Origin of the sequence: Blautia sp. 1001283B150304_161114_C9 (genome assembly GCF_015668165.1) — a bacterium.
Classification (GTDB): domain Bacteria; phylum Bacillota; class Clostridia; order Lachnospirales; family Lachnospiraceae; genus Blautia_A; species Blautia_A wexlerae.
Genome location: NZ_JADPGO010000015.1, coordinates 37,635 through 60,724 on the forward strand (window position 1 = coordinate 37,635; position 23,090 = coordinate 60,724).

General features: G+C 43.1%; 20 protein-coding genes, 1 pseudogene and 1 other annotated feature. Of the genes and pseudogenes, 7 read left to right on the plus strand and 14 right to left on the minus strand.

Annotation, left to right across the window (positions count from 1 at the left end; all coding sequences use genetic code 11):
- Positions 1 to 130: 130 nt before the first annotated feature.
- Positions 131 to 1,222: a PTS transporter subunit IIC gene (locus I4V44_RS09410; protein WP_055052633.1), complete on the plus strand. Its 1,092-nt coding sequence runs from the start codon at positions 131 to 133 to the stop codon at positions 1,220 to 1,222.
- A 189-nt stretch (positions 1,223 to 1,411) separates the two neighbouring features.
- Here I4V44_RS09410 and I4V44_RS09415 read toward each other — a convergent pair whose 3' ends face one another.
- The 6 genes from I4V44_RS09415 to I4V44_RS09440 form a co-directional block, all read right to left on the minus strand.
- Positions 1,412 to 2,068 carry a ribonuclease H1 domain-containing protein gene (locus I4V44_RS09415; RefSeq protein ID WP_196002652.1) on the minus strand — a complete coding sequence of 219 codons (657 nt, stop codon included), beginning with the start codon at positions 2,066 to 2,068 and terminating at the stop codon, positions 1,412 to 1,414.
- Between the two features lie 269 nt (positions 2,069 to 2,337).
- On the minus strand, positions 2,338 to 3,522 hold the full coding sequence (locus I4V44_RS09420) for an iron-containing alcohol dehydrogenase (RefSeq protein WP_178687420.1): 1,185 nt from the start codon (positions 3,520 to 3,522) through the stop codon (positions 2,338 to 2,340).
- Between the two features lie 285 nt (positions 3,523 to 3,807).
- Positions 3,808 to 5,328, minus strand: a complete 1,521-nt coding sequence (locus tag I4V44_RS09425; RefSeq protein ID WP_008706793.1) for an APC family permease — start codon at positions 5,326 to 5,328, stop codon at positions 3,808 to 3,810.
- 3 nt (positions 5,329 to 5,331) lie between these two features.
- A complete protein-coding gene (locus I4V44_RS09430) occupies positions 5,332 to 5,952 on the minus strand; it encodes a cytidylate kinase-like family protein (protein ID WP_020993570.1) in 621 nt (206 codons plus the stop codon).
- A gap of 112 nt (positions 5,953 to 6,064) precedes the next feature.
- A complete protein-coding gene (locus I4V44_RS09435) occupies positions 6,065 to 7,282 on the minus strand; it encodes an aspartate aminotransferase family protein (protein WP_008706795.1) in 1,218 nt (405 codons plus the stop codon).
- Positions 7,283 to 7,718: 436 nt separating this feature from the next.
- A complete protein-coding gene (locus I4V44_RS09440) occupies positions 7,719 to 8,273 on the minus strand; it encodes a helix-turn-helix domain-containing protein (protein WP_008706796.1) in 555 nt (184 codons plus the stop codon).
- 235 nt (positions 8,274 to 8,508) lie between these two features.
- Positions 8,509 to 8,776: a binding site (T-box leader), on the plus strand.
- 395 nt (positions 8,777 to 9,171) lie between these two features.
- Between I4V44_RS09440 and ilvB the strand changes: the two genes are divergently transcribed.
- Together ilvB and ilvN (I4V44_RS09450) are read left to right on the plus strand one after the other, a co-directional pair.
- Positions 9,172 to 10,890 (plus strand): biosynthetic-type acetolactate synthase large subunit, encoded by a 1,719-nt coding sequence (gene ilvB, locus I4V44_RS09445; protein ID WP_196002653.1) that lies wholly within the window; start codon positions 9,172 to 9,174, stop codon positions 10,888 to 10,890.
- 17 nt (positions 10,891 to 10,907) lie between these two features.
- Positions 10,908 to 11,417 (plus strand): acetolactate synthase small subunit, encoded by a 510-nt coding sequence (ilvN, locus tag I4V44_RS09450; protein ID WP_022381366.1) that lies wholly within the window; start codon positions 10,908 to 10,910, stop codon positions 11,415 to 11,417.
- Between the two features lie 68 nt (positions 11,418 to 11,485).
- Here ilvN (I4V44_RS09450) and I4V44_RS09455 read toward each other — a convergent pair whose 3' ends face one another.
- A complete protein-coding gene (locus tag I4V44_RS09455; protein ID WP_196002654.1) occupies positions 11,486 to 12,733 on the minus strand; it encodes a DNA polymerase Y family protein in 1,248 nt (415 codons plus the stop codon).
- A gap of 771 nt (positions 12,734 to 13,504) precedes the next feature.
- On the opposite strand from I4V44_RS09455, the gene I4V44_RS09460 reads away from it, so the two are divergent.
- From I4V44_RS09460 to I4V44_RS09475, 4 genes and pseudogenes are all read left to right on the plus strand, one after another.
- A complete protein-coding gene (locus tag I4V44_RS09460; RefSeq protein WP_118520268.1) occupies positions 13,505 to 14,218 on the plus strand; it encodes a phosphatase in 714 nt (237 codons plus the stop codon).
- A 159-nt stretch (positions 14,219 to 14,377) separates the two neighbouring features.
- A pseudogene (gene ilvN, locus I4V44_RS09465) lies at positions 14,378 to 14,779 on the plus strand (acetolactate synthase small subunit); the annotation flags it as partial.
- A gap of 348 nt (positions 14,780 to 15,127) precedes the next feature.
- Positions 15,128 to 15,763: an ECF transporter S component gene (locus I4V44_RS09470; RefSeq protein WP_055153341.1), complete on the plus strand. Its 636-nt coding sequence runs from the start codon at positions 15,128 to 15,130 to the stop codon at positions 15,761 to 15,763.
- Between the two features lie 107 nt (positions 15,764 to 15,870).
- Complete coding sequence (locus I4V44_RS09475; RefSeq protein WP_173720945.1) at positions 15,871 to 16,836, plus strand: P1 family peptidase; 966 nt, start codon at positions 15,871 to 15,873, stop codon at positions 16,834 to 16,836.
- A 71-nt stretch (positions 16,837 to 16,907) separates the two neighbouring features.
- Here the strand turns inward: I4V44_RS09475 and I4V44_RS18545 are convergent, their stop codons facing one another.
- From I4V44_RS18545 to malQ, 7 genes are all read right to left on the minus strand, one after another.
- On the minus strand, positions 16,908 to 17,060 hold the full coding sequence (locus I4V44_RS18545) for a hypothetical protein (RefSeq protein ID WP_008706810.1): 153 nt from the start codon (positions 17,058 to 17,060) through the stop codon (positions 16,908 to 16,910).
- Between the two features lie 188 nt (positions 17,061 to 17,248).
- The gene (locus I4V44_RS09485) at positions 17,249 to 17,674 is read right to left on the minus strand and encodes a hypothetical protein (RefSeq protein WP_330610626.1); all 426 of its coding nucleotides are present in this window, start codon (positions 17,672 to 17,674) and stop codon (positions 17,249 to 17,251) included.
- 249 nt (positions 17,675 to 17,923) lie between these two features.
- Positions 17,924 to 18,688 (minus strand): tRNA threonylcarbamoyladenosine dehydratase, encoded by a 765-nt coding sequence (locus tag I4V44_RS09490; protein WP_055052637.1) that lies wholly within the window; start codon positions 18,686 to 18,688, stop codon positions 17,924 to 17,926.
- Positions 18,682 to 18,870, minus strand: coding sequence for a hypothetical protein (locus tag I4V44_RS09495; protein WP_055059860.1), 189 nt, complete (start codon positions 18,868 to 18,870; stop codon positions 18,682 to 18,684). The genes I4V44_RS09490 and I4V44_RS09495 overlap by 7 nt, the downstream gene beginning before the upstream one ends.
- 11 nt (positions 18,871 to 18,881) lie before the next feature.
- Complete coding sequence (pyk, locus tag I4V44_RS09500) at positions 18,882 to 20,300, minus strand: pyruvate kinase (protein ID WP_118617277.1); 1,419 nt, start codon at positions 20,298 to 20,300, stop codon at positions 18,882 to 18,884.
- A 253-nt stretch (positions 20,301 to 20,553) separates the two neighbouring features.
- Positions 20,554 to 21,084 carry a DUF3877 family protein gene (locus I4V44_RS09505; protein WP_008706821.1) on the minus strand — a complete coding sequence of 177 codons (531 nt, stop codon included), beginning with the start codon at positions 21,082 to 21,084 and terminating at the stop codon, positions 20,554 to 20,556.
- Between the two features lie 328 nt (positions 21,085 to 21,412).
- Positions 21,413 to 22,918, minus strand: a complete 1,506-nt coding sequence (malQ, locus tag I4V44_RS09510; RefSeq protein WP_020993574.1) for a 4-alpha-glucanotransferase — start codon at positions 22,916 to 22,918, stop codon at positions 21,413 to 21,415.
- Positions 22,919 to 23,090: the final 172 nt, after the last annotated feature.

A 23,090-nucleotide genomic window follows, 5' to 3' on the forward strand; every position in this document is an offset into this window, starting at 1 on the left:
CGCGGGATAGTGGTGTGTGAACAGTTACAAAACTACTTGATTTACTCCGTGAATGTGACTATAATGAGAAAAACGTATATAGGTGTATATACACCCTTCTATACATAATAAAAACAGGAGAAAGTAATCTATGGAAAAGTTTAAAGCATTTCTCAGACGCAAAGACATCGAGATTTCCATAAAACGTTATGGAATCGATGCCCTTGGTGCCATGGCGCAGGGTCTTTTCTGCTCCCTGCTGATTGGTACGATCATCAACACACTTGGAACACAGTTTCATATTTCATTTCTGACCACTGCTGTGGCAACTGTAAACGACACTCAGTATACCGTAGGCTCTCTGGCATCTGCAATGAGTGGTCCTGCCATGGCTGTTGCCATCGGCTATGCGCTACATTGTCCGCCGTTGGTGTTGTTTTCACTGATCACTGTTGGCTTTGCATCTAACGCATTAGGCGGTGCAGGCGGACCGCTGGCTGTATTATTTGTAGCCATCTTCGCTTCCGAAATCGGAAAAGCAGTATCTAAGGAAACCAAAATTGATATTCTGGTCACTCCACTTGTCACGATCGGTGTAGGTGTTGCCCTGTCCGCGTGGTGGGCTCCGGCACTTGGAAGTGCAGCAATGAAAGTGGGAAATATTATTATGTGGGCAACCAACCTGCAGCCGTTCCTGATGGGAATCCTTGTTTCTGTATTTGTGGGTATTGCACTGACACTTCCTATCTCATCTGCCGCAATCTGTGCTGCGCTTGGCCTTACCGGACTTGCCGGAGGAGCTGCTGTTGCAGGATGCTGTGCACAGATGGTAGGTTTTGCAGTAATGTCCTTCCGCGAAAATAAATGGGGTGGTCTTGTTTCTCAGGGAATCGGAACATCCATGCTCCAGATGGGAAATATCGTAAAAAATCCACGCATCTGGATTGCACCGATCCTTACTTCAGCCATCACCGGACCTCTTGCAACCTGTCTGTTCAAACTTCAGATGAACGGTACTCCGGTTTCTTCCGGTATGGGTACCTGTGGTTTCGTAGGACAGATTGGTGTCTACACCGGATGGATGAATGATATTGCCGCAGGAACAAAAACAGCTGTCACAGGCTGGGACTGGGCCGGACTTTTGCTGATTTCCTTTATCCTGCCTGCAATCCTGTGTCCGCTCATCAACATGTTTATCCGTAAGCTTGGATGGGTGAAAGACGGGGATATGACACTTTCATAAGCAAAAACAGCTGCGTTACCTGTCAATTGAAACTGTTACTTGATAAAAATTTCAGCTAACAGTTTCAATGGTAACACAGCTGCTTTTTATTTTTCCACTTCCGTATATTGATTTCCCTGAGGATCACTCAAATTGTCATCCACATAAATTTTTCATCCCTTTGGAAATCGCCTTTCAGCGATAAGATTTTTATATTCGTACTTCTTCATCCATTTTAAGCAATGCACTCTTAGCCAGCTGATCTGCCTCTTCATTGTAGTGATTGCCCGTATGAGCTGCTATTTTACAAAAAGAAATCTGTACTTTCTTTCCTGCTTCCTGCATATGAGCAGCATATTTGCTGGTCAGAGGTGTTTTGGCTCTCCACACACCTGTTACCCACTTCTCTACACCTTCGTAATCATAGCGGATTTCCACAGCTGGATATTTGTTTTCTATGGCCCATTTTACTGCAGTCATGGAACCAAGCATCTCTCCTGCCACATTTCGGATCGCGACTCCTGCAGAATCACTGCCGCTGCCGGATTTACGGATTTCCTGTCCATCCGGTGTAAGGATCACACAACCAAAGGCATATCTGCCAATACTTTTCTCGAAACTTCCATCTACATAAGCAATGACCATATTTTCAGGTACTTCCACGATTCCTGCCGCCTCTTTTGCTTTATCACCGGATACATTTCCTGTTGTCTCCATGTTCAGAAAAGCCAATGCTTCCTCTTTCTCTGTAAATCCCCGAAACTCAGCTCCTGAATATCCGCTTACTGCCTTCTGGCACTCCGCCCATGTAGCAAAAAGTCCTGTTTTATGTCCCTTGCGTACTGCATACATTTTCTTCTTTGCCATAAAATCCTCCTGAACAATCAATATTTTGACCCACATTACTTTACTATATTTTGATTAATACTATATAATCTTTCTTTCTATCAGGCAAGTTATACAATGGAAATTTCTCAAAAAAATAACGTGCAGATACATTTTGAAATCGAGATAAACCTTCAAGCCTGAAGTTATCTGTCGACTTCGATGTCTCTGCACGTTTTTTATAATAACAGATATTTTTAATCAATATCCTACCTGTAGCAATCACATAAAATACTGCATTATTCTTTATCTTATAAAGCTTTATAATACAGTTTCACAATATCCTGCTTTCTGGAGGATCTTGGATTTACTGCAATATTTCCGCTCTTCATAGCATCATCTGCCATGGCATCAATCTTGCTTTCAATCTCCTCATCAGAAATCTCTTCTCCCTTCTTTGCCTGGCGGATGGCTGTGGTCAGGTCTTCCGGGATTCCGATATCTTCGTTTAATTCCCGGATGGCATCCACCAGCATCAGCGGTTCGAATTCATCCTCATATGCCGAGATTGGACTGATATAATTATAAATCTTCAGATATCTGCCATGATCTGCCAGCGCATTATATTCTGCGATCACGGGAAGAAGAACTGCATTTGCCACTCCATGTGCCACATTAAAGAAAGCACTTACCGGATGACTCATGGCATGGACATTTCCAAGTCTTGCAAAGGAAAAAGCGATTCCTGCAAAAAGAGATCCCGTAAGCATTGCCTCTGCTGCCTCCAAATCTGTACGTCTTGCCACAAAACGGCGGATATTTCCACCGATCAACTCCATTGCTTTCTCTGCCATTGCGTCAGAAAAAGGAGATGCTGCTGTGGAAACATAAGCCTCCTCCGCATGGATAAATGCATCGATTCCGCAGGCTGCTGCCACAGATGCCGGAGCAGATGTGAGAAGCTCAGGATCCAGAATCGCATATGCAGGAAGAAGTTCATAACTGAATACCGTCAGCTTATAATCTCTGCTGTGGTCAGTGATAACAGAAAATGCCGTAACCTCTGAACCGGTTCCCGCAGTAGTCGGGATTGCGATCAGCGGAACAATTTTTCCGGGAACCTTATGTGCCCCCTCATATTCTGTAATACTGCCGCCATATTTAGCCGTAACTCCCACTGCTTTTGCGACATCCATAGGAGAACCACCGCCCAGCGCAACGATAAAATCTGCGCCGGAATCCTTATACGCTTCTGTCGCTTTTTCCACTGTGGTGACAGACGGATTGGCTTCTACATCTGTAAAAATATCCACTGCCATTCCGGCGTCTTTCAGATAATCCGCCGCCTTATCCACAACTCCCATTTTCCGGAGAGTTGGTCCTGAGATCAGCATTGCATGAGAACCTCCAAGCTTTTTGGCACATTCCGGAAGCTTCGCCAGAGTACCTGCACCGACTGTAATATTCTGAGGAATAAAAAATTCAAATGGATTCATTAATTTCTGCCTCTTTTCCTGTATTTTTTCAATATTGCAATGTGCAGGGCATCTACCCTGCACAAATTCAAAACTCTGTTACCCAAAATAATTCCTAGTACAGCGTTTCGTAAATAACTATACCAATCGCGTAGGATGCGGATTCGAGTGTGCTGGTATAAAAACGCAGGCGTAGCGGGCTACGCTGAGGCTTTTAGACCTGTGCAATCGGATTCGCAGACAAGTGAGTGGTATAGTTATTTCGAAAACGATGTACTAGCAATAATTGTCATGTCATTTATAGCGTTATGCCATAGAGGAAAGCACCCTGTCAATAGCCGCATCGATTACCACATCAAGCTCTTCATCATCAGCCTCCGGCATAAGACTTGCTGCATCCTCATCAGAAATCAGTTCAATAAGTTTACCAAAATCTTCTTTATATTTACGTTTACAGATCGCATAAAATACAACTCCAAGTAAACTCCAGCTACCTACCATAAGCCATTCCTGAAATACCAGACTTCCACCGGAACCCGGAATACAGTAAACCAGAAGCATCAGCCCTGACATGACTACTGCCATAAAACCTACAAATTTGTAGTGGCCTACTTTGTAAGGTCTTGCCATATCCGGTTCCTTTTTACGAAGGATCAGGAAAGAGACAGAGACCATACAGTATGCAAGGCAGCATCCGAAGTTACCTGCATCACAGATCCAGACCATCATTGTTCTTCCTGCAAAAGGAGCCAGCATAGTCAGGGCACCGATCAGATACAGAGAATTAACCGGAGTTTTGTGCTTCGGATGAAGCTTTGCAAAAAACGGAGGAATCATGTAGGATTCTGCCATAGAGTACATGGCACGGGAACCGCCAAGGAGGAAGGAGTTCCATGATGTAATAATACCACACATTCCACCTACAATGATAACCTTGGCCATAATCTTTGTCCCGAAAGCCTTGGCCATGGCATCTGCTGTTACAAGTCCTGTTCCCTGCTGAGACTCAATAATCTCTGCCGGATTCAGGATATAACCTACTGCAAGAATAACCAATGCGTAAAATACAACAGCCAGCACAACAGAGAGGATCATCATTTTACCGATTTTTTTCAGCGGAACATTAATCTCCTCTGCTGCCTGTGGGATAACATCAAAACCAATAAAGAAAAACGGAGTGATAACTGCAACCTTAATAATACTTTTCATTGCTTCACCGGTACCGTTTCCAACAAACATCTGTCCCTGAAGGTTATCCACACTTCCTGTAACCACAGAAGCCACGATCAGAATAATTCCGGCACCGCCGATAATACAGGTAAGAACAGTCTGCAAAACTGCTGCAGTTTTTGCTCCATTAATGTTGATTATCATAATAAGAAAAGCAATCACAATTGCCACGATCAGCCAGGATGCATAAACATCAAAGCCTGCAACTGTATAGAGATATCCTTTCAGGAACCCTGGCCACAGATAAGTGATGATTGTGGGAAATGCACATGCCTCAAAGCAGGCAACACTTACATATCCAAGAATAATCGCCCAGGTACAGATAAAAGAACCTGTAGAACCCATTGCCCTGTAGCTGAATACGTGCTCACCACCACACTGAGGCATGGCTGCTGTAAGCTCTGCGTAAGTCAGACCTACAAAGAAAATCATGATTCCACCGATTGCAAATGCAATAGCTGCACCAAGCACACCACCGGATTCAATCCAGTTACCGGAAGAAACTACCCAGCCCCAGCCGATCATGGCGCCAAATGCAATTACAAGTATGTCCCATGCACCAAGTACTTTGTCAAATTCTGATGTTTTTTGTTCCATAGGTCAGGCCTCCTTTTTTCCGTATTTTTTTGCGATCAGATCTTCCAGATATTCTGCTGTTCCCTGAATTCCCAGAAAATCACTGTTAATAAGAATATCCCTGTTATGTCTGTCACCGCGGTTACTTCCTGTCAGTGCCAGATGTCTCTTATGATAACGTTTATCCTTCTCATCCAGCAGAAGCTTTGCATCCTTTTCCGAAAGATTATGGCTTTCCATAATGTTATGAATGCGAACATCATTAGGTGCATAAATAAATGCTCTCACCAGCTGGATTCCTTCTGTATCTTTCAGAATATAATCTGCAGACCGTCCTATGATCACGCAGGCTTCTTTCTGAGCCAGCTTCCGGATAATCTGCTTCTGTACATGAATGGCGCGGTCTGTCAGATCCGCATATTTGGAAAAGGAACCTCTCACATCACCCTGTGCACCTTTACCTGCGATGGTTCCGCCTTCCTCTACTCTGTCCATAATGTCTGTAGGGATGCCTACCTCTTTGATAATCTCATCCACAAGATCACGATCATAAAACTTAATCCCCAGATCCTGTGCAATCTTCTTACCGATGGCATTGCCCTTGGCTCCATATTCGCAGCCAATCGTAATTACCAGATGTTTCATGCTCTTCCCTCTCACACTCAAATTTTTATCAGATTCTGATATCATAAAAGGGCGCACGAATATAATTCGTGACGCCCTTGTCCTGTTACTGTATCACTCCGTTGCCGGATTTTTATTTTTCCAGAGATTTAATTGTATCTTCGATGATTGCTACAGCTTTGTCGCACTCTTCTTCTGTAACAATAAGCGGTGGGATCATACGGATGATATGCGCTCCGATAGCTGTGATCAGAAGATGTCTGTCAAGACAGCCATGTTTTACATCCACTCCGCCGATAGTATCATCAAATTCCACACCTACCAGAAGTCCCTGATGTCTTACTTCTTTTACATGAGGAAGCTTCTCAAGCTTAGCTGCAAAGTAATCGCCAACCTTCTTTGCATTTCCAGCCAGATCTCTGTCCAGAAGCTCATTCACCTCAGCCAGTGCAGCTGCACAGCTTACCGGATGTCCGCCGAATGTAGTTCCATGGGAACCTGCTGTGAAAGCTTTTGCAACCTCTGCTGTTGCACAGATGGCACCGATTGGCATTCCACCACCCAGAGCCTTTGCCATAGATACAATATCCGGTTTGATACCATAATTCATATAGGACATAACAGCACCTGTTCTGCACCATCCTGTCTGTACCTCATCGATCAGAAGAAGCATATCGTTCTCATCACAGAATTTACGAAGTCCCTGCATGAATTCCATTGTTGCAGGATGTACGCCACCCTCGCCCTGTACAGGCTCAACCATAATGGCAATTGTGTTCTCTGTACATGCATCCTTGAAAGCCTGAAGGTCATTGTACGGTGCATAGGAGAAACCATAAGTCATAGGTCCGAATCCAACCTGGCATCCATTACCCGGCTGACCTGTTGCAGACATGGCACCAAAGGTTCTTCCATGGAATCCCATCTTTGCAGTTACGATATGATAACGGTTTGGACCATACTTTTCAATACCATATTTACGGGCCATTTTGATCATTGCCTCGTTAGCCTCTGTACCAGAGTTCTGATAGAAAATCTTGTCCATTCCGATTGTTTCACAGACCTTCTCAGCAAGCAGCGCCTGCGGGATTGTGTATGGATAGTTGAATGTATGCATAATATCATCTAACTGATCCTTTGCAGCAGCTACAACCTTAGGGTTACAGTTTCCTGCGCTGTTTACTGCAATACCAGCATAAAAATCAAGATATGGGGTTTTATTCTCATCATAAATGTACATGCCCTCTGCTGTCTCTGCAAGGAAATCAAATCTCTCATAAGTCTCGATCATGTACTTGTTTACTTTGTCCTTAATGTCCTGAAAAGTTAATCCTGTGTCTTTTAATTTCATAGCTGTGTCCTCCTGCATCCTTAAGATAATAAAAAAAGCAAAGACAAACTGACCCGTATGGGTAAGCGCCTTTGCTTAACTTTTTCTGTGTATTATTTTGTACATCCTTACAATATCACTGCCCTTATGATTTGTCAACATGTTTTTTTGATCATTTACATTTTTTTACAAAAAGCTCTGTGTTCTCCTTATTATATATCCAATATTCCCTGCATATTCGTGCGATATTATAAAGGTTTCTCAACAATTCATAACAACACAGCCTCTTCATGAAATAGCAGACTGACAAACCATTACATACATTCTTTCTTTTCAGATGTTCATTTCCCGATGTATCTTTTTTATTATTTTGTGCATTATATTGCACATTTTACACTCATACTTCGGATAAAATCACCTGGACCACTTCAGCGACAGAATTCCTGATGCAACTGTATTAATGATAATCCAGAAAGAAACAGGTACAGCAGGCTTTCTCCTTCCCTGTGTTCCGATAGACATGCTCCTGATCCGTTTCAAACTTAAACACCTGATCTCTGTGGATTTCATACTTCTCACCATGACATTCCAGAGTAAGCACACCCTCCATAACAGCCAGATATTCTCTTGTCTTCTCCCCATGACTGCCACTGATATAAACACCACCCGGTTCCACCTCGATCCGATACACCTCTACCAGACGTGTATCCTCATAAGGCAGACAGGTCCATACCCTGTACTGTCCTGCTACCTCCTTGGTGGGAACCAGCTCTGCCGGTGTCACCAGACAACAGTCCACTCTCGGCGGCTGTATCAACTCCTGAAACTCAATCCTCAGACCACTGGTGATCTTCCCCAGCACACCCAAAGAAGGATTGGCAGTCCCCCTCTCAATCTGAGCCAGCATACTCTTACTCACCCCCGTCTGCTCAGACACCTGATCAAGACTCATACTCTTGGATTTCCGAATCCTCTTCAGATTCACCGCCACATTATTCGATAAATAATCCATATGTTTCCTCCTTCCAAACAACTGTACTATTTCTTTTTTATATCAGCAATATAGAAATCTGTCAATTACATTACTGTTCACTCCGTTCTCAGTAACGTAGCCAAAATTCATTCAAGAACATAAATTTTATAGCAATTATCCAAAACCCGGTTGACAATTTCCTCTCTCCAAATGTATAATGTAACCCAAGAAAACATTTGTCCACCTATTCGGACAATGAATATCCCTATATCAGCCAAATGCCATGACAGGGAGGAGTACACAACCCCGGGAAGCACAGAGAGAAAGCGGTCGGTGCGAGCTTTCGTGAACGAATTGTGGAAGTAGCCCCCGAGCAGTGAACCAAACCGCATATCTCGTCTGATCCACAAGACCTGAACGGACATGCCAAGTAGGCTTCAACGTCAGTTCCACGTTACAGGAACACAGTATATCAGTACTGACAAAGTGCAGAGCCAGACTCTGAATACAGGTGGTACCGCGGAAACATTTTCGCCCTGGGCAAACAAGCCCAGGGCGTTTTTTACTATATTTAGATATCAGGGTCAAAAAGTCGTTCGTGCTTGCTTTAATCTGTCACATCAAACCCGCCACCCCACACTCGGCAGAATCAGCGCAGCGCCATTCTGCCCCACCCTGTATTCGCCAATACACAGCTCGGAAATTTATTTGTTTTCGGGTGCATTTGCAGGAGTCGTAGTAACTCTTAGTGCCTGGAAATCTGCGTTGTTCAGAAAAATCTCACTGTCTGAGCCGCATCCGCGGCGAGTTTGAGATTTTTCTGAACGGTTTTAGCAGATTTTCAGACACTTAGAGTTCCTAAACCCCGAAACCGCACCCGAAAACAAATAAATTTCCGAGCGTCCTATACACATACACAAAGGAGGTTTACCCAAATATGAAACAAATATCCGGCAACAAACTCTTAGTCAAAGCCTTAAAAGAAGAAGGCGTAGAATACCTCTTCGGCTACCCCGGAGCCTGTACCATCGACATCAGTGATGAACTCTACAAACAGGACGATGTCAAAATCATCCTCCCCCGTCACGAACAGGCCCTTGTCCACGAAGCCGACGCCTACGCCAGAACCACCGGCAAAGTCGGCGTATGTTTGGTAACCAGCGGTCCCGGAGCAACCAACCTTGTAACAGGACTTGCAACCGCCAACTATGACAGCGTACCTCTTGTATGCTTCACCGGCCAGGTAGCCCGCCACCTCATCGGCAACGATGCATTTCAGGAAGTAGACATCGTAGGAATCACCAGAAGCATCACCAAATACGGCGTTACTGTCCGCAAACGTGAAGACCTGGGACGTATCATCAAAGAAGCCTTCTACATTGCCCGCACCGGCCGTCCGGGACCTGTCCTTATTGACCTTCCAAAGGACGTAATGGCAGAACTTGGCAGCGCTGAATATCCTAAAAATGTAAACATCCGCGGATACAAACCAAACACAGATGTCCACATCGGCCAGCTCAAACGTGCCATCAAACTTTTAAATAAAGCAAAACGTCCCTTATTCCTGGCAGGCGGCGGTGTAATAATCTCCCGTGCCCATGAAATTTTCCGGGAAGTAGTGGAAAAGACAAAAGTACCGGTTGTCACAACCGTAATGGGCAAAGGTTCCATTCCTACTGACCATCCGCTTTATATCGGAAACCTCGGCATGCATGGTGCCTATGCAGCAAACATGGCAGTCAGCAACTGCGATGTGCTGTTCTCCATCGGAACCAGATTCAATGACAGAATCACCGGAAAACTTCATGAATTTGCACCACATGCCCAGATTATCCACATTGATATTGATACAGCATCCATTTCCCGAAACATTCAGGTGGATATCCCCATTGTTGCTGATGCAAAAGAGGCTATCACCAAAATGAACGAATACGTCCAGGAATGTTCAACGGACAAGTGGCTTAACCTGATCAAAAACTGGAAAGAAGAGCATCCGCTTAAAATGCGTCCAAATGATCTTTTAAGTCCGATGGATATCCTGAAAGAGATCAACGAACAGTTTGAGAACAGTATTATCGTAACAGATGTAGGACAACATCAGATGCTTGTCTCCCAGTATGCGGAAATCACAGAGGGCAAACAGATGATCATGTCCGGTGGTCTGGGAACAATGGGCTATGGTCTTCCAGGCGGCATCGGAGCCAAAATCGGAAATCCCGACAGACCTGTCATCGTTATCTCCGGTGACGGCGGTGTGCAGATGAACATTCAGGAGCTTGCAACTGCAGTTCTGGAAGAACTTCCTGTTATCCTGTGCATCTTTAACAATGAATACCTTGGAATGGTACGCCAGTGGCAGAAACTCTTCTACGGCAAACGCTATGCTATGACCAATCTGCGCGCAGGAGCACTTTCCCGCCGCACTGAAGGCATGGAATATCCACAGTACACACCGGATTTCATCAGACTTGCAGAGAGCTACAGGGCAAAAGGAATCCGTGTCACAAAGAAAGAGGAAATTGCAGCAGCCTTCGAGGAAGCAAAAAAGAACACAAAGGCACCTACAGTAATTGAATTTATCATTGACCCTGAGGAAATGGTTTATCCTATGATCAAACCAGGCGGAACTCTAGAAGATATGATTATGGACTGTTGATCAGGAGGAAAATTATTATGGATAAAGGAATGAAAAAAAGATGGATTTCTCTCTATGTTGAGAACCAGGTAGGTGTTCTGTCCAAAATCTCCGGACTTTTCTCCGGAAAAAGCTACAATCTGGACAGTCTTACTGTAGGAACTACCGAGGACCCCACAGTATCTCGAATGACTATCGCAACTGTCAGTGATGATGAAACTTTTGAGCAGATCAAAAAACAGTTGAACCGTATGATCGAGGTTATTAAGGTTATTGATTTCACAGACGTATTTGTCCGCATGAAAGAGATTCTGTATATTAAGGTTTTTAACTGTTCCAAAGAAGATAAGGTTGAACTGTTTCAGATTGCCGAAACCTTCAAGGCAAAGGTCATTGACTATGGCAAAGACAGCCTGCTCCTGGAATTTGTCCAGACAGCAACCAAGAATGACGCAGTAGTGAAACTGATCAAGGAAGAATTTCACAGAATTGAAGTGGTACGTGGAGGAAGTGTAGGAATCGAATCTATCAGTATGATGGAACGATAAAACTTTTTCTGAAATTTTTATAAAGGGAGGATTGTCGCATTATTCTTAATGCTCAGTCCTCCCTTTACTTACGGTTCTTCTGTCTTTTCGTTTTTCATCTGTGCTTTCGCTTTTCGCCCAATCCGTGTATTGCTGTTCATAATACTGGCACGGGTGATCTTATCATTTCCAAATTTCATCCGGATCTCATCCATAGCTGCATCCAGCTTTCTGCGGCGTTCTTTATTTTCTGTATCTTCAAACAGAGACATCTGTTCATAAGTGCCATCTGTAAGGCCTGTCAGTGCCACACCAATCAGACGTAGCGGCTGTCCTTTCCAGAATTCTTTAAAAAGTCTTGTAGCATTTATATAAATTTCATCTGTAAGATCTGTAGCATTTTCCAGCTTTGTCTGGTGTGAACGGTTTCTGAAATCCAAAGTACGGAAAGTCACGGAAATACAGTTGCATTTCTTATCTTTTCTGCGCATTCTGGTTGCCAGAACATCACACTGCTCCAAAAGTATGGGAAACACCTGCTCTATGGAAGTAATATCATCGTTAAAAGTAGTTTCCACGCTGAAACCTTTTGCCTCATCAGGCACTGCTTTTACAGGGGAATCATCAATACCTCTGGCATATTGCCATAGCTGATGTCCCGTTTTTTCCCCAAGCCAGTACTGCACATTGGATGCTCTTTCTCTTGCCAGATCACCGATGGTACGGATTCCCTGATTCAGAAGCTTCTGCTCGGAAGCTTTTCCCAGAAACAATAGGTTACGGACAGGAAGAGGCCACATTTTCTCCGGAATTTCATCCGGGAACAGAGTGTGTACTCTGTCCGGCTTCTGGAAATCTGATGCCATCTTTGCCAAAAGCTTATTAGTAGAAATTCCCACATTTACTGTAAATCCCAGCTCTCTGTGAATCTTGTCTTTCAGCTCATGAGCAGCAGCTACAGGGTCAGGATAGATCAGAGAAGTACCTGTCATATCCAGAAATACCTCATCAATGGAAAAAGATTCCATCACAGGTGCAAAAGAAGCACAGATTGCTTTAAATGCCCGGGAACATTTATCGTATAATTCAAAATCACTGGGAACGATCACCAGATTGGGACATTTCCGAAGAGCCATGGCTACTGGCTCGCCGGTCTGGATCCCGTATTTTTTTGCAGGGATAGATTTGGCAACCACGATACCTGTCCGTTTCTTTGGATCTCCTCCTACACAGGAAGGAATTTCTCTGAGATCCGGCAGCCCCTGGCTCACCCTTCTGGCTGATTCCCAGGAAAGAAATGCACTGTTGACATCAATATGAAAAATTAATCGTTCCATACTTTTCACTGTTCTTCCTCCAATATATGAATTGCGCTCTTCATATCTGATGATTTCATTTTACCCTGATCTGCTCTCCAAGGTAAGAACCTCGTTTGTCCAAAAAAGTGTCTTTATTTGCATCATCTTGTCTGAGCTGTTACTGTATTTATATTTGTTTGATTTCACTCTGCTATCAGAGTTTTGAACAACAACGCCGCACTTGCCATACGGCAGTGCGGCGTCTGTATTTCGCTGCCGGTCACATTGTTCCCGGTAACTTTTTTTACTTAATTCTGAGGATTCATTTCCTCTCGATATATACTTATCGATTAGTCATAAAGGTTAGGAGCAATTTCTTCGCTGTCCATATTTGTGGAATCATACCAGTATCCAGTTCAGCCTCCAGCCATTCATAAGAGAATTCCGGGAATGTCTGATGTTTGAAATTTTTCCATGTTACTCCTTTCTCATGAAGTAACTGTCTACACATAAGCAAACAGTGCTATCGCTGTCATTGATCAGCAATAAGCCCCCGTGTTTTCATATAGTTCCATTATACCTTCTCATTTTCCCGAAGTCAACATAATTTAACATGTATCAGCCGTTTATTTGTGTTGCTTTTTATTTGATTTTTGTTGTATTTCAGTTGTTTTTATTTTGTTTCCTCATTGACATTTAAATCCTCATCTGTCATACTTGAATATAACGAATGTACCATCAAACAGCAGCTTTGCATCTTCCGTAAGGCTCTTATCATATATAGAAACCGCTCTGGAAAGGAGACAAACAATGTATCTTTCTGACATCCACACACATTCTATCGCCAGCGGTCACGGAACCACCTGTACCATCTCTGACATGGCAAAAGCAGCCAGCAAAAAAGGACTGAAACTCCTTGGGATTTCTGACCACGGCCCGGGAACTCTGGCTTCCGGAACTTCTTCTTATTTCAGAAGCCTTCCTTTTTATCCCAGAAAAAGATTCGGCATAGATATTCTTTACGGAGTTGAACTAAACATCCTGGACAGTGCAGGACATACAGATCTGTCAGATGAACTGCTGAACAACCTGGATTACGCTATCATCAGTATGCATCGGCAGAACTACCGTTCAGGCTCTGTATCTCAGAATACAGAAGCTTACATCAATGCAATGAAACATCCTGCTGTAAAAATACTCGGCCACTGCGACGATACACATTTCCCTGTAGATTATGAAACGCTGGCAAGAGCAGCTTTACGGGAAAATGTTATTTTTGAAATAAACGAAGCTTCCCTCGCACCCGGAGGATATCGGGGAGACACAAGAGCCAATGCAGCCAGAATCCTGTATCTCTGTCAGAAATATCAGCTTCCTGTTATTTTGTCCAGCGACAGCCACGGAAAAGAACATGTTGGAGATTTCACCTATGCCGAAGAATTCGTTCACCAGCTCATGTTTCCGGAAACTCTTATCCTTAACAACCAGCTTCCCAGATTAAAAGTTTTCCTTCAGACACGTTAAAAGAATGTTCCTCAAAGGGACATTCTTTTATTTTATGCATTGTTTTTTGCATTGTGTTATTTTGTTTATTTTCTATAATTTCTTGTCAAAAAAGACAATATTTTAGTATATTTTAATTAACAAAGCTCACTTAACCATTTACATATCTCGTGATAGATCAGTCTTACTGTAGGAACCACCGAGGATCCTACAGTATCCCGAATGACTATCGCAACAGTCAGCGATGATAAAACCTTTGAACAGATCAAAAAACAATTAAACCGCATGATCGAGGTTATCAAGGTAATCGACTTCACAAATGTATTTGTCAGAATGAAAGAAATTCTCTACATCAAGGTTTTCAACTGCTCCAGGGAAGATAAAGCAGAACTGTTTCAGATTGCAGAAACCTTCAAGGCAAAAGTCATTGACTATGGCAAAGACAGTCTGCTTCTGGAATTTGTCCAGACAGCCACCAAGAATGATGCAGTTGTTAAACTGATCAAGGAAGAATTCCACAGAATTGAAGTGGTACGCGGTGGAAGCGTTGGAATTGAATCCATCAGCATGATGGAACGCTAAATCTCATAATCAATATTTTTTACAGGATATAGAAACACCTCTATATCCTGTATTTATTTTCAAACATACTATAAAATATTGCAGTTTTTAATCAAATGTGTTATTGTTTACGGGAGCGTTATTCGAAAGAAAATGCATCTGATTTCCACATCTGACAGTCTGGTGGATAAAGTCATCCACTTCACAGTCTGGTTAAATTTGTGAGGCGACCTGTAAGGCGTCTACACACCGGAAATTTTTCTTTTGTTCTGATGCATATTTTTCATAACGCCTGATCCCCATACTCTAAACTGTCTGAAAAGCAGGGGACGCATTGCGCCGTTTTATCAGACCAAAAGGAGAATTCATATGAACACAACAACAACTACTACAACAGCTGCCGCAAAAAGAAGCAGCACTCTTTACATGGTAGAGCTGGCTATGATGATTGCCATTATTCTGCTCATGTCCTTTACCCCGCTGGGCTACCTTCGTACTCCCGGCTTATCCATCACTCTTCTCACCATCCCGGTAGCTGTAGGAGCTATCATCCTCGGACCGAAAGGTGGTGCTGTATGCGGACTTGCTTTCGGTGCAACCAGCTTCTATATGGCTGTCACAGGAAGTTCAGCTTTCGCTGCCGCACTTTTTAACATTAATCCATTTGGCACTTTTATTGTATGTATCGTGGCACGTGTGCTGGAAGGATGGATCACAGGACTTATTTTCGCAGCATTATATAAATCACCGGCGAAGAAATTTTCCTATTACGTTGCTTCACTGGCATGCCCGTTACTGAATACTTTCTTCTTCATGGGCTTTTTATGTCTCTTCTTCTACAACACAGATTACATTCAAGGTATTGTTTCCAGTCTTGGAGTAAGCAATCCTGTTGTCTTCGTTGCTGCTTTTGTGGGCGTTCAGGGACTGATCGAAGCGGGCTTCTGCTTTGTAGTGGGAAGCATCATTTCCAAGGCACTTTCTGTGGCGCTGAAACGTGCATAATCTTTAAAAGAACAGCCTTTTAATTCTGCTGTTCCGGAAGGTTCACTAAAAATCCCTGACTACATTGTCACTGTAGTCAGGTTTTTTTTTATCAAAAGGAGATTTTTATGTCATTACTAAAAGAGATTTCTATTACAGAGCTTTCAAATTTACGCATCGGCCATACTTCTGACCATGATGCGAAGACCGGTGTAACTGTTCTTTATTTTCCAAATGGAGCAAAAGCAGGCTGCGATATAAGCGGAGGCGGTCCTGCTTCCAGAGAAACTCCTCTCACCTCTCCTGTCACTGCCGACAATCCCATCAATGCTATTGTCTTGTCCGGAGGTTCTGCCTATGGACTGGCTGCTGCTGACGGTGTGATGAACTATCTGGAATCACAAAATATCGGTTATAACACCGGTGCAGCCCTGGTTCCTCTTGTATGCCAGTCCTGTATCTATGACCTCTCTTACGGAGATCCTAAAATACGTCCAACTGCAAAAATGGGCGAAGAAGCCTGCCGTCAGGCATTTGCAGGAACAGATACCAGAACCGGAAATATCGGTGCAGGTACCGGTGCAACTGTGGGAAAACTTTACGGTATGAAACAATCCATGAAGTCAGGTCTTGGTATTGCCGCTGTATCTGTGAAAAATTTCCAGATGGCCGCAATTGTCGTTGTCAATGCACTGGGAGATATCTTCAGTCCACAAAATGGTCAGAAAATTGCAGGGCTGAAAACACCTGACAGAAGCGGGTTTCTGGACAGTGTCCACGAATTATACCGCTTTATGACACCTCATGACCAGTTTACCGGCAATACCACCATCGGAGCTGTAATCACCAATGGGGCATTTTCAAAGGCTGAACTGAATAAAATTGCCTCTATGACCCGCTGTGCCTATGCCAGATGCATCAATCCTGTAGCAACTATGGCTGACGGTGATTCCATCTATGCTGCCAGCATTGGCAATGTTTCTGTAGATATCAATATGGCAGGAACTCTCGCCGCAGAAGTCATGGCTCAGGCTATCCAAAATGCCATCCATACTTCCCAGATCCAGGATGAAGAATTTCTGAAATATGTATAACAGTCCGCTATAAAAGCGCAGAGAAAAAGTATCATCTCTGCGCTTTTATTCTTCCTGTCTGTCTTCATTTTTCATCTGTGCTCTGGTTTTTCTCCAAGCCAGAGCTGTACATTTGCTTCCCGTTCCCTTGCCAGATCACCAATAGTACGGATTCCCTGATTCAGAAGCTTCTGCTCGGAGGCTTTTCCCAGAAATAACAGGTTACGGACAGGAAGTGGCCACATTTTCTCCGGTATTTCGTCCGGGAACAGCGTGTGTACTCTGTCCGTTTCTTTGGATCTCCTCCCACACAGGAGGGAATCTCCCTGAGATCCGGCAGCCCCTGGCTTACCCTTCTGGCTGACTCCCAGGAAAGAAATGCGCTGTTTACATCAATATGAAAAATTAATCGTTCCATACTTTTTAATATATCTCAATCATATTTTTGCAGACTTCCAATCATCTTAATCCCCATTATCATCAACACAGGGAAAATCAGTGCCGCAAAGATTCCAAGTTTCAGATTATCATTCAGTGCTCCTGAGATCATCCCCACATAAGTTGGTCCGGATGAGCATCCCACATCTCCAGCAAGGGCAAGGAGGGCAAACAGGGCTGTTCCGCCACGCTTTACTGAGGCAGCCGCCATGCTGAAGGTTCCCGGCCACATAATACCTACAGACAGACCGCAAACCGCACATCCAAGGATTCCCAACGCAGGTACCGGGATAAATGCGATCATCAGATAGGAAACTATGCACAGAACTGCACTGTTCTGTTGTAATTTGTTTTCATCCGATGTTATATCCTCCAATCTGAAATTTATTGAGCTGACATCATTCAGACATTGATCCACCAAACTTCTATATCTCCACAGTTCTAATAGATTTTTATCCGTCAATAATGACAGTGTATCACAGATTCTCTCCTTTTTCTTTCATTATCTTTTGAAAATCCCATAAATTTTTATATTATTTTGACTTTTTCCCTATAACAATTCTATAAAATCCAAAAAGTAATACCCCCATCCGATTCCAAATATTTCCCGCAAAAAAAGATGTGCACCATACCATTTCTGACACCATACACATCTCAAAATAAACACTTCTTATCTTCTGTACTCCGCAGTCAGGTCTTTAATAACCTCTCCTGCAATAATCAGCCCGGCGACAGACGGCACAAACGCCACACTACCCGGAATATCTCTGCGCTCCGTACACTTATGCGCGGCACCCGGAGGACAAATACAATGCGACCTGCAGCTGATTGCCATATCTTCAATTGGTCTGATCGGCTGTTCCTCTGAATAAACAACCTTCAGTTTCTTCACACCACGCTTCTTCAGCTCTCTGCGCATAACCTTCGCCAGCGGACACACCTTCGTCTTATAGATATCTGCCACCCGAAATGCACTGGCATCCAGCTTATTTCCTGCACCCATACTGCTGATAACAGGAGTCCCTGCCTCTTTTGCACGCATGATCAGTTCAATCTTTGCAGTCACTGTGTCCACAGCATCTACCACATAATCATACTCACTAAAATCGAAATCAGCAGCATTCTCCGGAAGATAAAAACAGTTATGGATTCTCACATCTGCTTTCGGATTAATGTCCAGGATCCTGTCCCGCATTACCTCTGTTTTATATTGACCAACAGTTTTCCTGGTGGCAATAATCTGTCTGTTAAGATTCGTCAGACATACTTTGTCATCATCGATCAGATCAAAGGCCCCTACGCCGCTTCTGACCAATGCTTCACATACATAACCTCCAACTCCTCCGATTCCAAATACTGCCACACGGGCATTCTCCAGTTTATCCATCGCTTCTTTTCCAAGAAGAAGCTCAGTTCTCGAAAATTGATTCAGCATAATCTCTCCACTTTATCCTGTCCCACTACATTCTCTACCTGCTGTTCCTCTACTGCCTCGTCTCTTATCTGCATATTCTTATTTCCCGTGACATACGCAGCCCTGCATGCCAGGATCAGAAGCACGATAAACAGAAACCAGAGCCAGATTTTTCTTTTATTTTTTATGACTAACCGTTTCATAACCTGCTCCACTATTCTACTGTGCAGACGCGGATCAGGTTTGTTCTTCCCGGAATTCCAAGCGGTACACCACCGGCAAATACAATAGTGTCACCAACTTTTACAAGTTTATGCTTCTGTGCTGCCTCGATTGCTCTCAGGCAAAGGATCTCAGAACTGTATTCTTCTTTGATCAGCATCGGGTAAACACCCCAGGACAGATTCAGCTGGCGAAGAACTCTCTCAGAGCTTGTACATGCACCGATCAGACATCCTGGTCTGTGTTTGGACATCATATGAGCTGTACTTCCGGATTTTGTCACTGAAAGGATTGCACTGGCCTTCAGGTCGATTGCTGTCAGGCAGGTTGCATGTGCGATTGCATTTGTAATATCCGGATTCTCATTTCTGTCTGTTTTCTTAAAGATTGTATTGTAATCAATATTCTGCTCCATATGTTCTGCAATACGGCTCATCATCTGAAGTGCCTGTACCGGATATTTACCGGCTGCGGTTTCTCCTGAAAGCATAGTTGCACTTGTTCCCTGGAAAATCGCATTGGCAACGTCTGTAGCCTCTGCACGGGTTGGTCTCGGATGAGAGATCATGGAGTCAAGCATCTGTGTTGCTGTAATAACCGGTTTTCCTGCTGTGTAAACTTTCTGGATGATTTTCTGCTGGATAACAGGTACATATTCCGGCGGGATCTCAACACCCATGTCACCTCTGGCGATCATGATGCCATCTGCTGCTTCAATAATCTCGTCGATATTGTCAACGCCCTGCTGGTTCTCAATCTTTGCAATGATCTGAATCTCTTCACCGCCGTTTTCTTTCAGGATTTTTCTTACTTCGCGGATATCGTTTGCAGTACGTGTAAAAGATGCTGCAACGAAATCAAATCCTTCCTGGATACCGAAGAGAAGATCATCATGGTCTTTTTTACTGATGAATGGCATCTTCAGGTTTGCACCCGGAACATTGACACCCTTCCTGTCGCCAATCACACCTGCATTAATAACCTTGCAGACAATGTCCTTTCCTGCGATGTCCTGAACCTCCAGGTCTACAAGTCCATCATCAACCAGAATATGTCCGCCCGGCTGCACATCCTTATAAAGCTCTTTATAAGTAATGCTTACGCACTCATTAGTTCCTTCAATATCTTTATTTGTAAATGTAAATATCTGTCCTTCTTCCAGAGAAACCTTGCCATCCTTGAAGCATCCAAGTCTGATCTCCGGTCCCTTTGTATCAAGAAGTGCTGCAACAGGTCTGTCATATTTCTTGCGAAGTTCTCTCAGTTTCTGGATACGGCCTCTCTGCTCATCGTGAGGTCCATGTGAGAAGTTGAAACGTGCTACGTCCATTCCCTCTCTCACAAGCTGCTCCATAACATCGCCCTTATCAGTAGACGGTCCCATTGTACAGATAATTTTGGTTTTTCTCATTTAATCTTTCCCTCCAAACTGTCAACTCAATTTTATCTATTTTATTCCTGTAAAATAATGTAATAAAATGTTACCTGTTTCTATAAATGAAAACATTAAATCAAATAAAAATTACCATTATTGAGACTATCTGTCAATATAGAATTTCGACTTATTTTTGTTGATATTTGACAAAAAAATAACATACTTTTGTCGCAAATGTCACATATATTTTTGCCGATCCAACAGTTGGAAAATTTTTCACCCATTCTTATCAAAAACCAAAATCTGCATAGTCTTCCGGCAGAAATCTGTGGTAAATGATATGGCATCCTTCATCTTTAAAACAATAATAATAAGGATCTGATCCGTCATCAAAGCGGATCATCACATCAAACTCCTCGTTATCCATTGGTTCAGTAATGATTTTATCTGAATAAGAATGGAACAGTTCTTTAATTTCCTCTATCGTACATCCATGTCTGCCAACCAGTTCGATCAATGCCTTGATAAATTCATTCTCTTTCATATTATTATGTACATATTCGGAAGCTTTTTCCGAAACAGTGAAGCAGAAACGATCTCCTCTGTGTGATACTGCTACTTCACCAAATTTCTCTTCTATATAAGAAGGAAAATCTTTTAAAATCTCTATCATGCCTGCAGCATCCGTCTTATTGCCAAAGAAATGATTCAGGGAACTGAGCGGATAATAAAGGCTGATCTTCTCCTTCATATATCCAAGCTTCGCCTGTTCCTCTTTGATCACATCGATCAGACTGTTTTCTAATCTGTTATAGTTCATTTATTTTCCCTCCTGAAAATCTGTTCTTTTGTTTTTTCTGGTTAATATTTTATCAGACATTGCCCGAAAATCAATGCATTTCTTTTTCAATTGTACGCCCGTCAAAACAATTTCAATGTTTTCTTTTTCATACAAAAATAAAGACCTTGCAAAACTGTCCTTTTTTCCCTCTGACAAATGACTCTGACTGGATAAAACAAAACAGATAAAATCAACCACTTCGTTGCTTTTTTAACCAAATAACTGCTTGATTCGGTTAAAAAAACAGCGTTCCGAATATTATTTATATCCGAAACGCTGTCATTATTCCAATTATTTCATTATGTATTTAATCCCAGTTCTTACGTCCGTAACGAAGTGTCACATCATATATTTCCTTCTGGAGTTTCTTTGTAAGATCTCTCTTCTTGATTCTCCACTTCCAGTTCGTACCAACTGTAGATGGTTTATTCATTCGGAATCTGTTGTCCAGTCCCATATAGTCCTGCATTGGGATAACGCAGACACGCGCAGCACTGCGCATGATCAGACTGATGAAACATTTATACAGTTCTTCTTCCGGTGTTGCATGATCACACAGATAATCTCTCGCCAGTTTTCTCTCAGCTGCTGTGATGCTCTTCCACCATCCCACGATAGTTTCATTATCATGGGTTCCTGTATATGCCACGCAGTTCTCCGGATAATTATGTGGCAGATAATCACTGGCACATCCGGAATCTCTGGAATCAAACGCAAATTCCAGAACCTTCATTCCCGGGAAGCCGCTCTCATATACCAGATGACGTACAGAATCTGTCATATATCCTAAGTCCTCTGCGATAACCTGCTTCCATCCAAGCGCCTGTTCAATCTTACGGAACAGATCAATTCCGGGACCCTTTTCCCAGTGTCCGCCTCTTGCATCTTTATCTCCGTATGGAATAGAGAAATATTCATCAAATCCGCGGAAATGATCGATTCTTACAACATCATACAGTCTGAAGCAGTAACTCATTCTGGAAATCCACCACTGATATCCTGTATTTCTGTGATAATCCCAGCGATATAACGGATTTCCCCATAACTGACCGGTTGCAGAAAATCCATCCGGAGGGCATCCTGCTACTGCCAGTGGTACATTATCCTGATCCAGCTGGAACAGCTCCGGATGCGCCCATGCATCAGCACTGTCCATTGCAACATAAATCGGAATATCTCCAATGATCTGGATTCCTTTTGAATTTGCATAGGATTTCAGTTTCATCCACTGCTCATAGAACTTAAACTGCATATACTGCTGGAATTCAATATCAAAATAGAGTTCTTCACGATAATAATCCATGGCATTGTTCCAGCGGAGTCTGATATCCTCAGCCCATTTGGTCCATTCTACACCTTCGAAACGGTCTTTTACTGCCATAAACAGAGCATAATCTGACAGCCACCAGCTGTTCTCTGCTACGAATTTCTGATAGTCAGGATTCTTGCTGATATCACTGTTCTCGTATGCTTTTCTCAGAAGAGGATAACGGCCTTTGTAGATTTTTTCATAATCTACCTCATCAGGCTTCTTTCCCCAGTTAACTTTCTCGCAGTCTTTCTTATCAAGAACTCCTTCTTCCACAAGTGTATCCAGATCAATAAAATATGGATTACCTGCAAATGTAGAGAAAGACTGATATGGAGAATCTCCATAGCTGGTCGGTCCCAATGGCAGAATCTGCCAGTAAGTCTGTCCGGCTTCCTTTAACCAGTCTACAAATTCATATGCACTTTTGGAAAAACATCCGATGCCATAGTCTGATGGAAGACTGCTGATCGGCATTAATATTCCTGCTGCTCTTTTTCCCATGATTCTTGTCTCCTTCGCCATTCTTCACTTTTACCGCCTATACTTTATCTAGTACATCGTTTTCGAAATAACTATACCACTCACTTGTCTGCGAATCCGATTGCACAGGTCTAAAAGCCTCAGCGTAGCCCGCTACGCCTGCGTTTTTATACCAGCACACTCGAATCCGCAT

Coding starts and splice junctions, on each gene's coding strand:
- I4V44_RS09410 (WP_055052633.1), top strand. CDS start 131: ATGGAAAAGTTTAAAGCATTTCTCAGACGCAAAGACATCGAGATTTCC.
- I4V44_RS09415 (WP_196002652.1), bottom strand. CDS start 2,068: ATGGCAAAGAAGAAAATGTATGCAGTACGCAAGGGACATAAAACAGGA.
- I4V44_RS09420 (WP_178687420.1), bottom strand. CDS start 3,522: ATGAATCCATTTGAATTTTTTATTCCTCAGAATATTACAGTCGGTGCA.
- I4V44_RS09425 (WP_008706793.1), bottom strand. CDS start 5,328: ATGGAACAAAAAACATCAGAATTTGACAAAGTACTTGGTGCATGGGAC.
- I4V44_RS09430 (WP_020993570.1), bottom strand. CDS start 5,952: ATGAAACATCTGGTAATTACGATTGGCTGCGAATATGGAGCCAAGGGC.
- I4V44_RS09435 (WP_008706795.1), bottom strand. CDS start 7,282: ATGAAATTAAAAGACACAGGATTAACTTTTCAGGACATTAAGGACAAA.
- I4V44_RS09440 (WP_008706796.1), bottom strand. CDS start 8,273: ATGGATTATTTATCGAATAATGTGGCGGTGAATCTGAAGAGGATTCGG.
- ilvB (WP_196002653.1), top strand. CDS start 9,172: ATGAAACAAATATCCGGCAACAAACTCTTAGTCAAAGCCTTAAAAGAA.
- ilvN (WP_022381366.1), top strand. CDS start 10,908: ATGGATAAAGGAATGAAAAAAAGATGGATTTCTCTCTATGTTGAGAAC.
- I4V44_RS09455 (WP_196002654.1), bottom strand. CDS start 12,733: ATGGAACGATTAATTTTTCATATTGATGTCAACAGTGCATTTCTTTCC.
- I4V44_RS09460 (WP_118520268.1), top strand. CDS start 13,505: ATGTATCTTTCTGACATCCACACACATTCTATCGCCAGCGGTCACGGA.
- I4V44_RS09470 (WP_055153341.1), top strand. CDS start 15,128: ATGAACACAACAACAACTACTACAACAGCTGCCGCAAAAAGAAGCAGC.
- I4V44_RS09475 (WP_173720945.1), top strand. CDS start 15,871: ATGTCATTACTAAAAGAGATTTCTATTACAGAGCTTTCAAATTTACGC.
- I4V44_RS18545 (WP_008706810.1), bottom strand. CDS start 17,060: ATGTGGCCACTTCCTGTCCGTAACCTGTTATTTCTGGGAAAAGCCTCC.
- I4V44_RS09490 (WP_055052637.1), bottom strand. CDS start 18,688: ATGCTGAATCAATTTTCGAGAACTGAGCTTCTTCTTGGAAAAGAAGCG.
- I4V44_RS09495 (WP_055059860.1), bottom strand. CDS start 18,870: ATGAAACGGTTAGTCATAAAAAATAAAAGAAAAATCTGGCTCTGGTTT.
- pyk (WP_118617277.1), bottom strand. CDS start 20,300: ATGAGAAAAACCAAAATTATCTGTACAATGGGACCGTCTACTGATAAG.
- I4V44_RS09505 (WP_008706821.1), bottom strand. CDS start 21,084: ATGAACTATAACAGATTAGAAAACAGTCTGATCGATGTGATCAAAGAG.
- malQ (WP_020993574.1), bottom strand. CDS start 22,918: ATGGGAAAAAGAGCAGCAGGAATATTAATGCCGATCAGCAGTCTTCCA.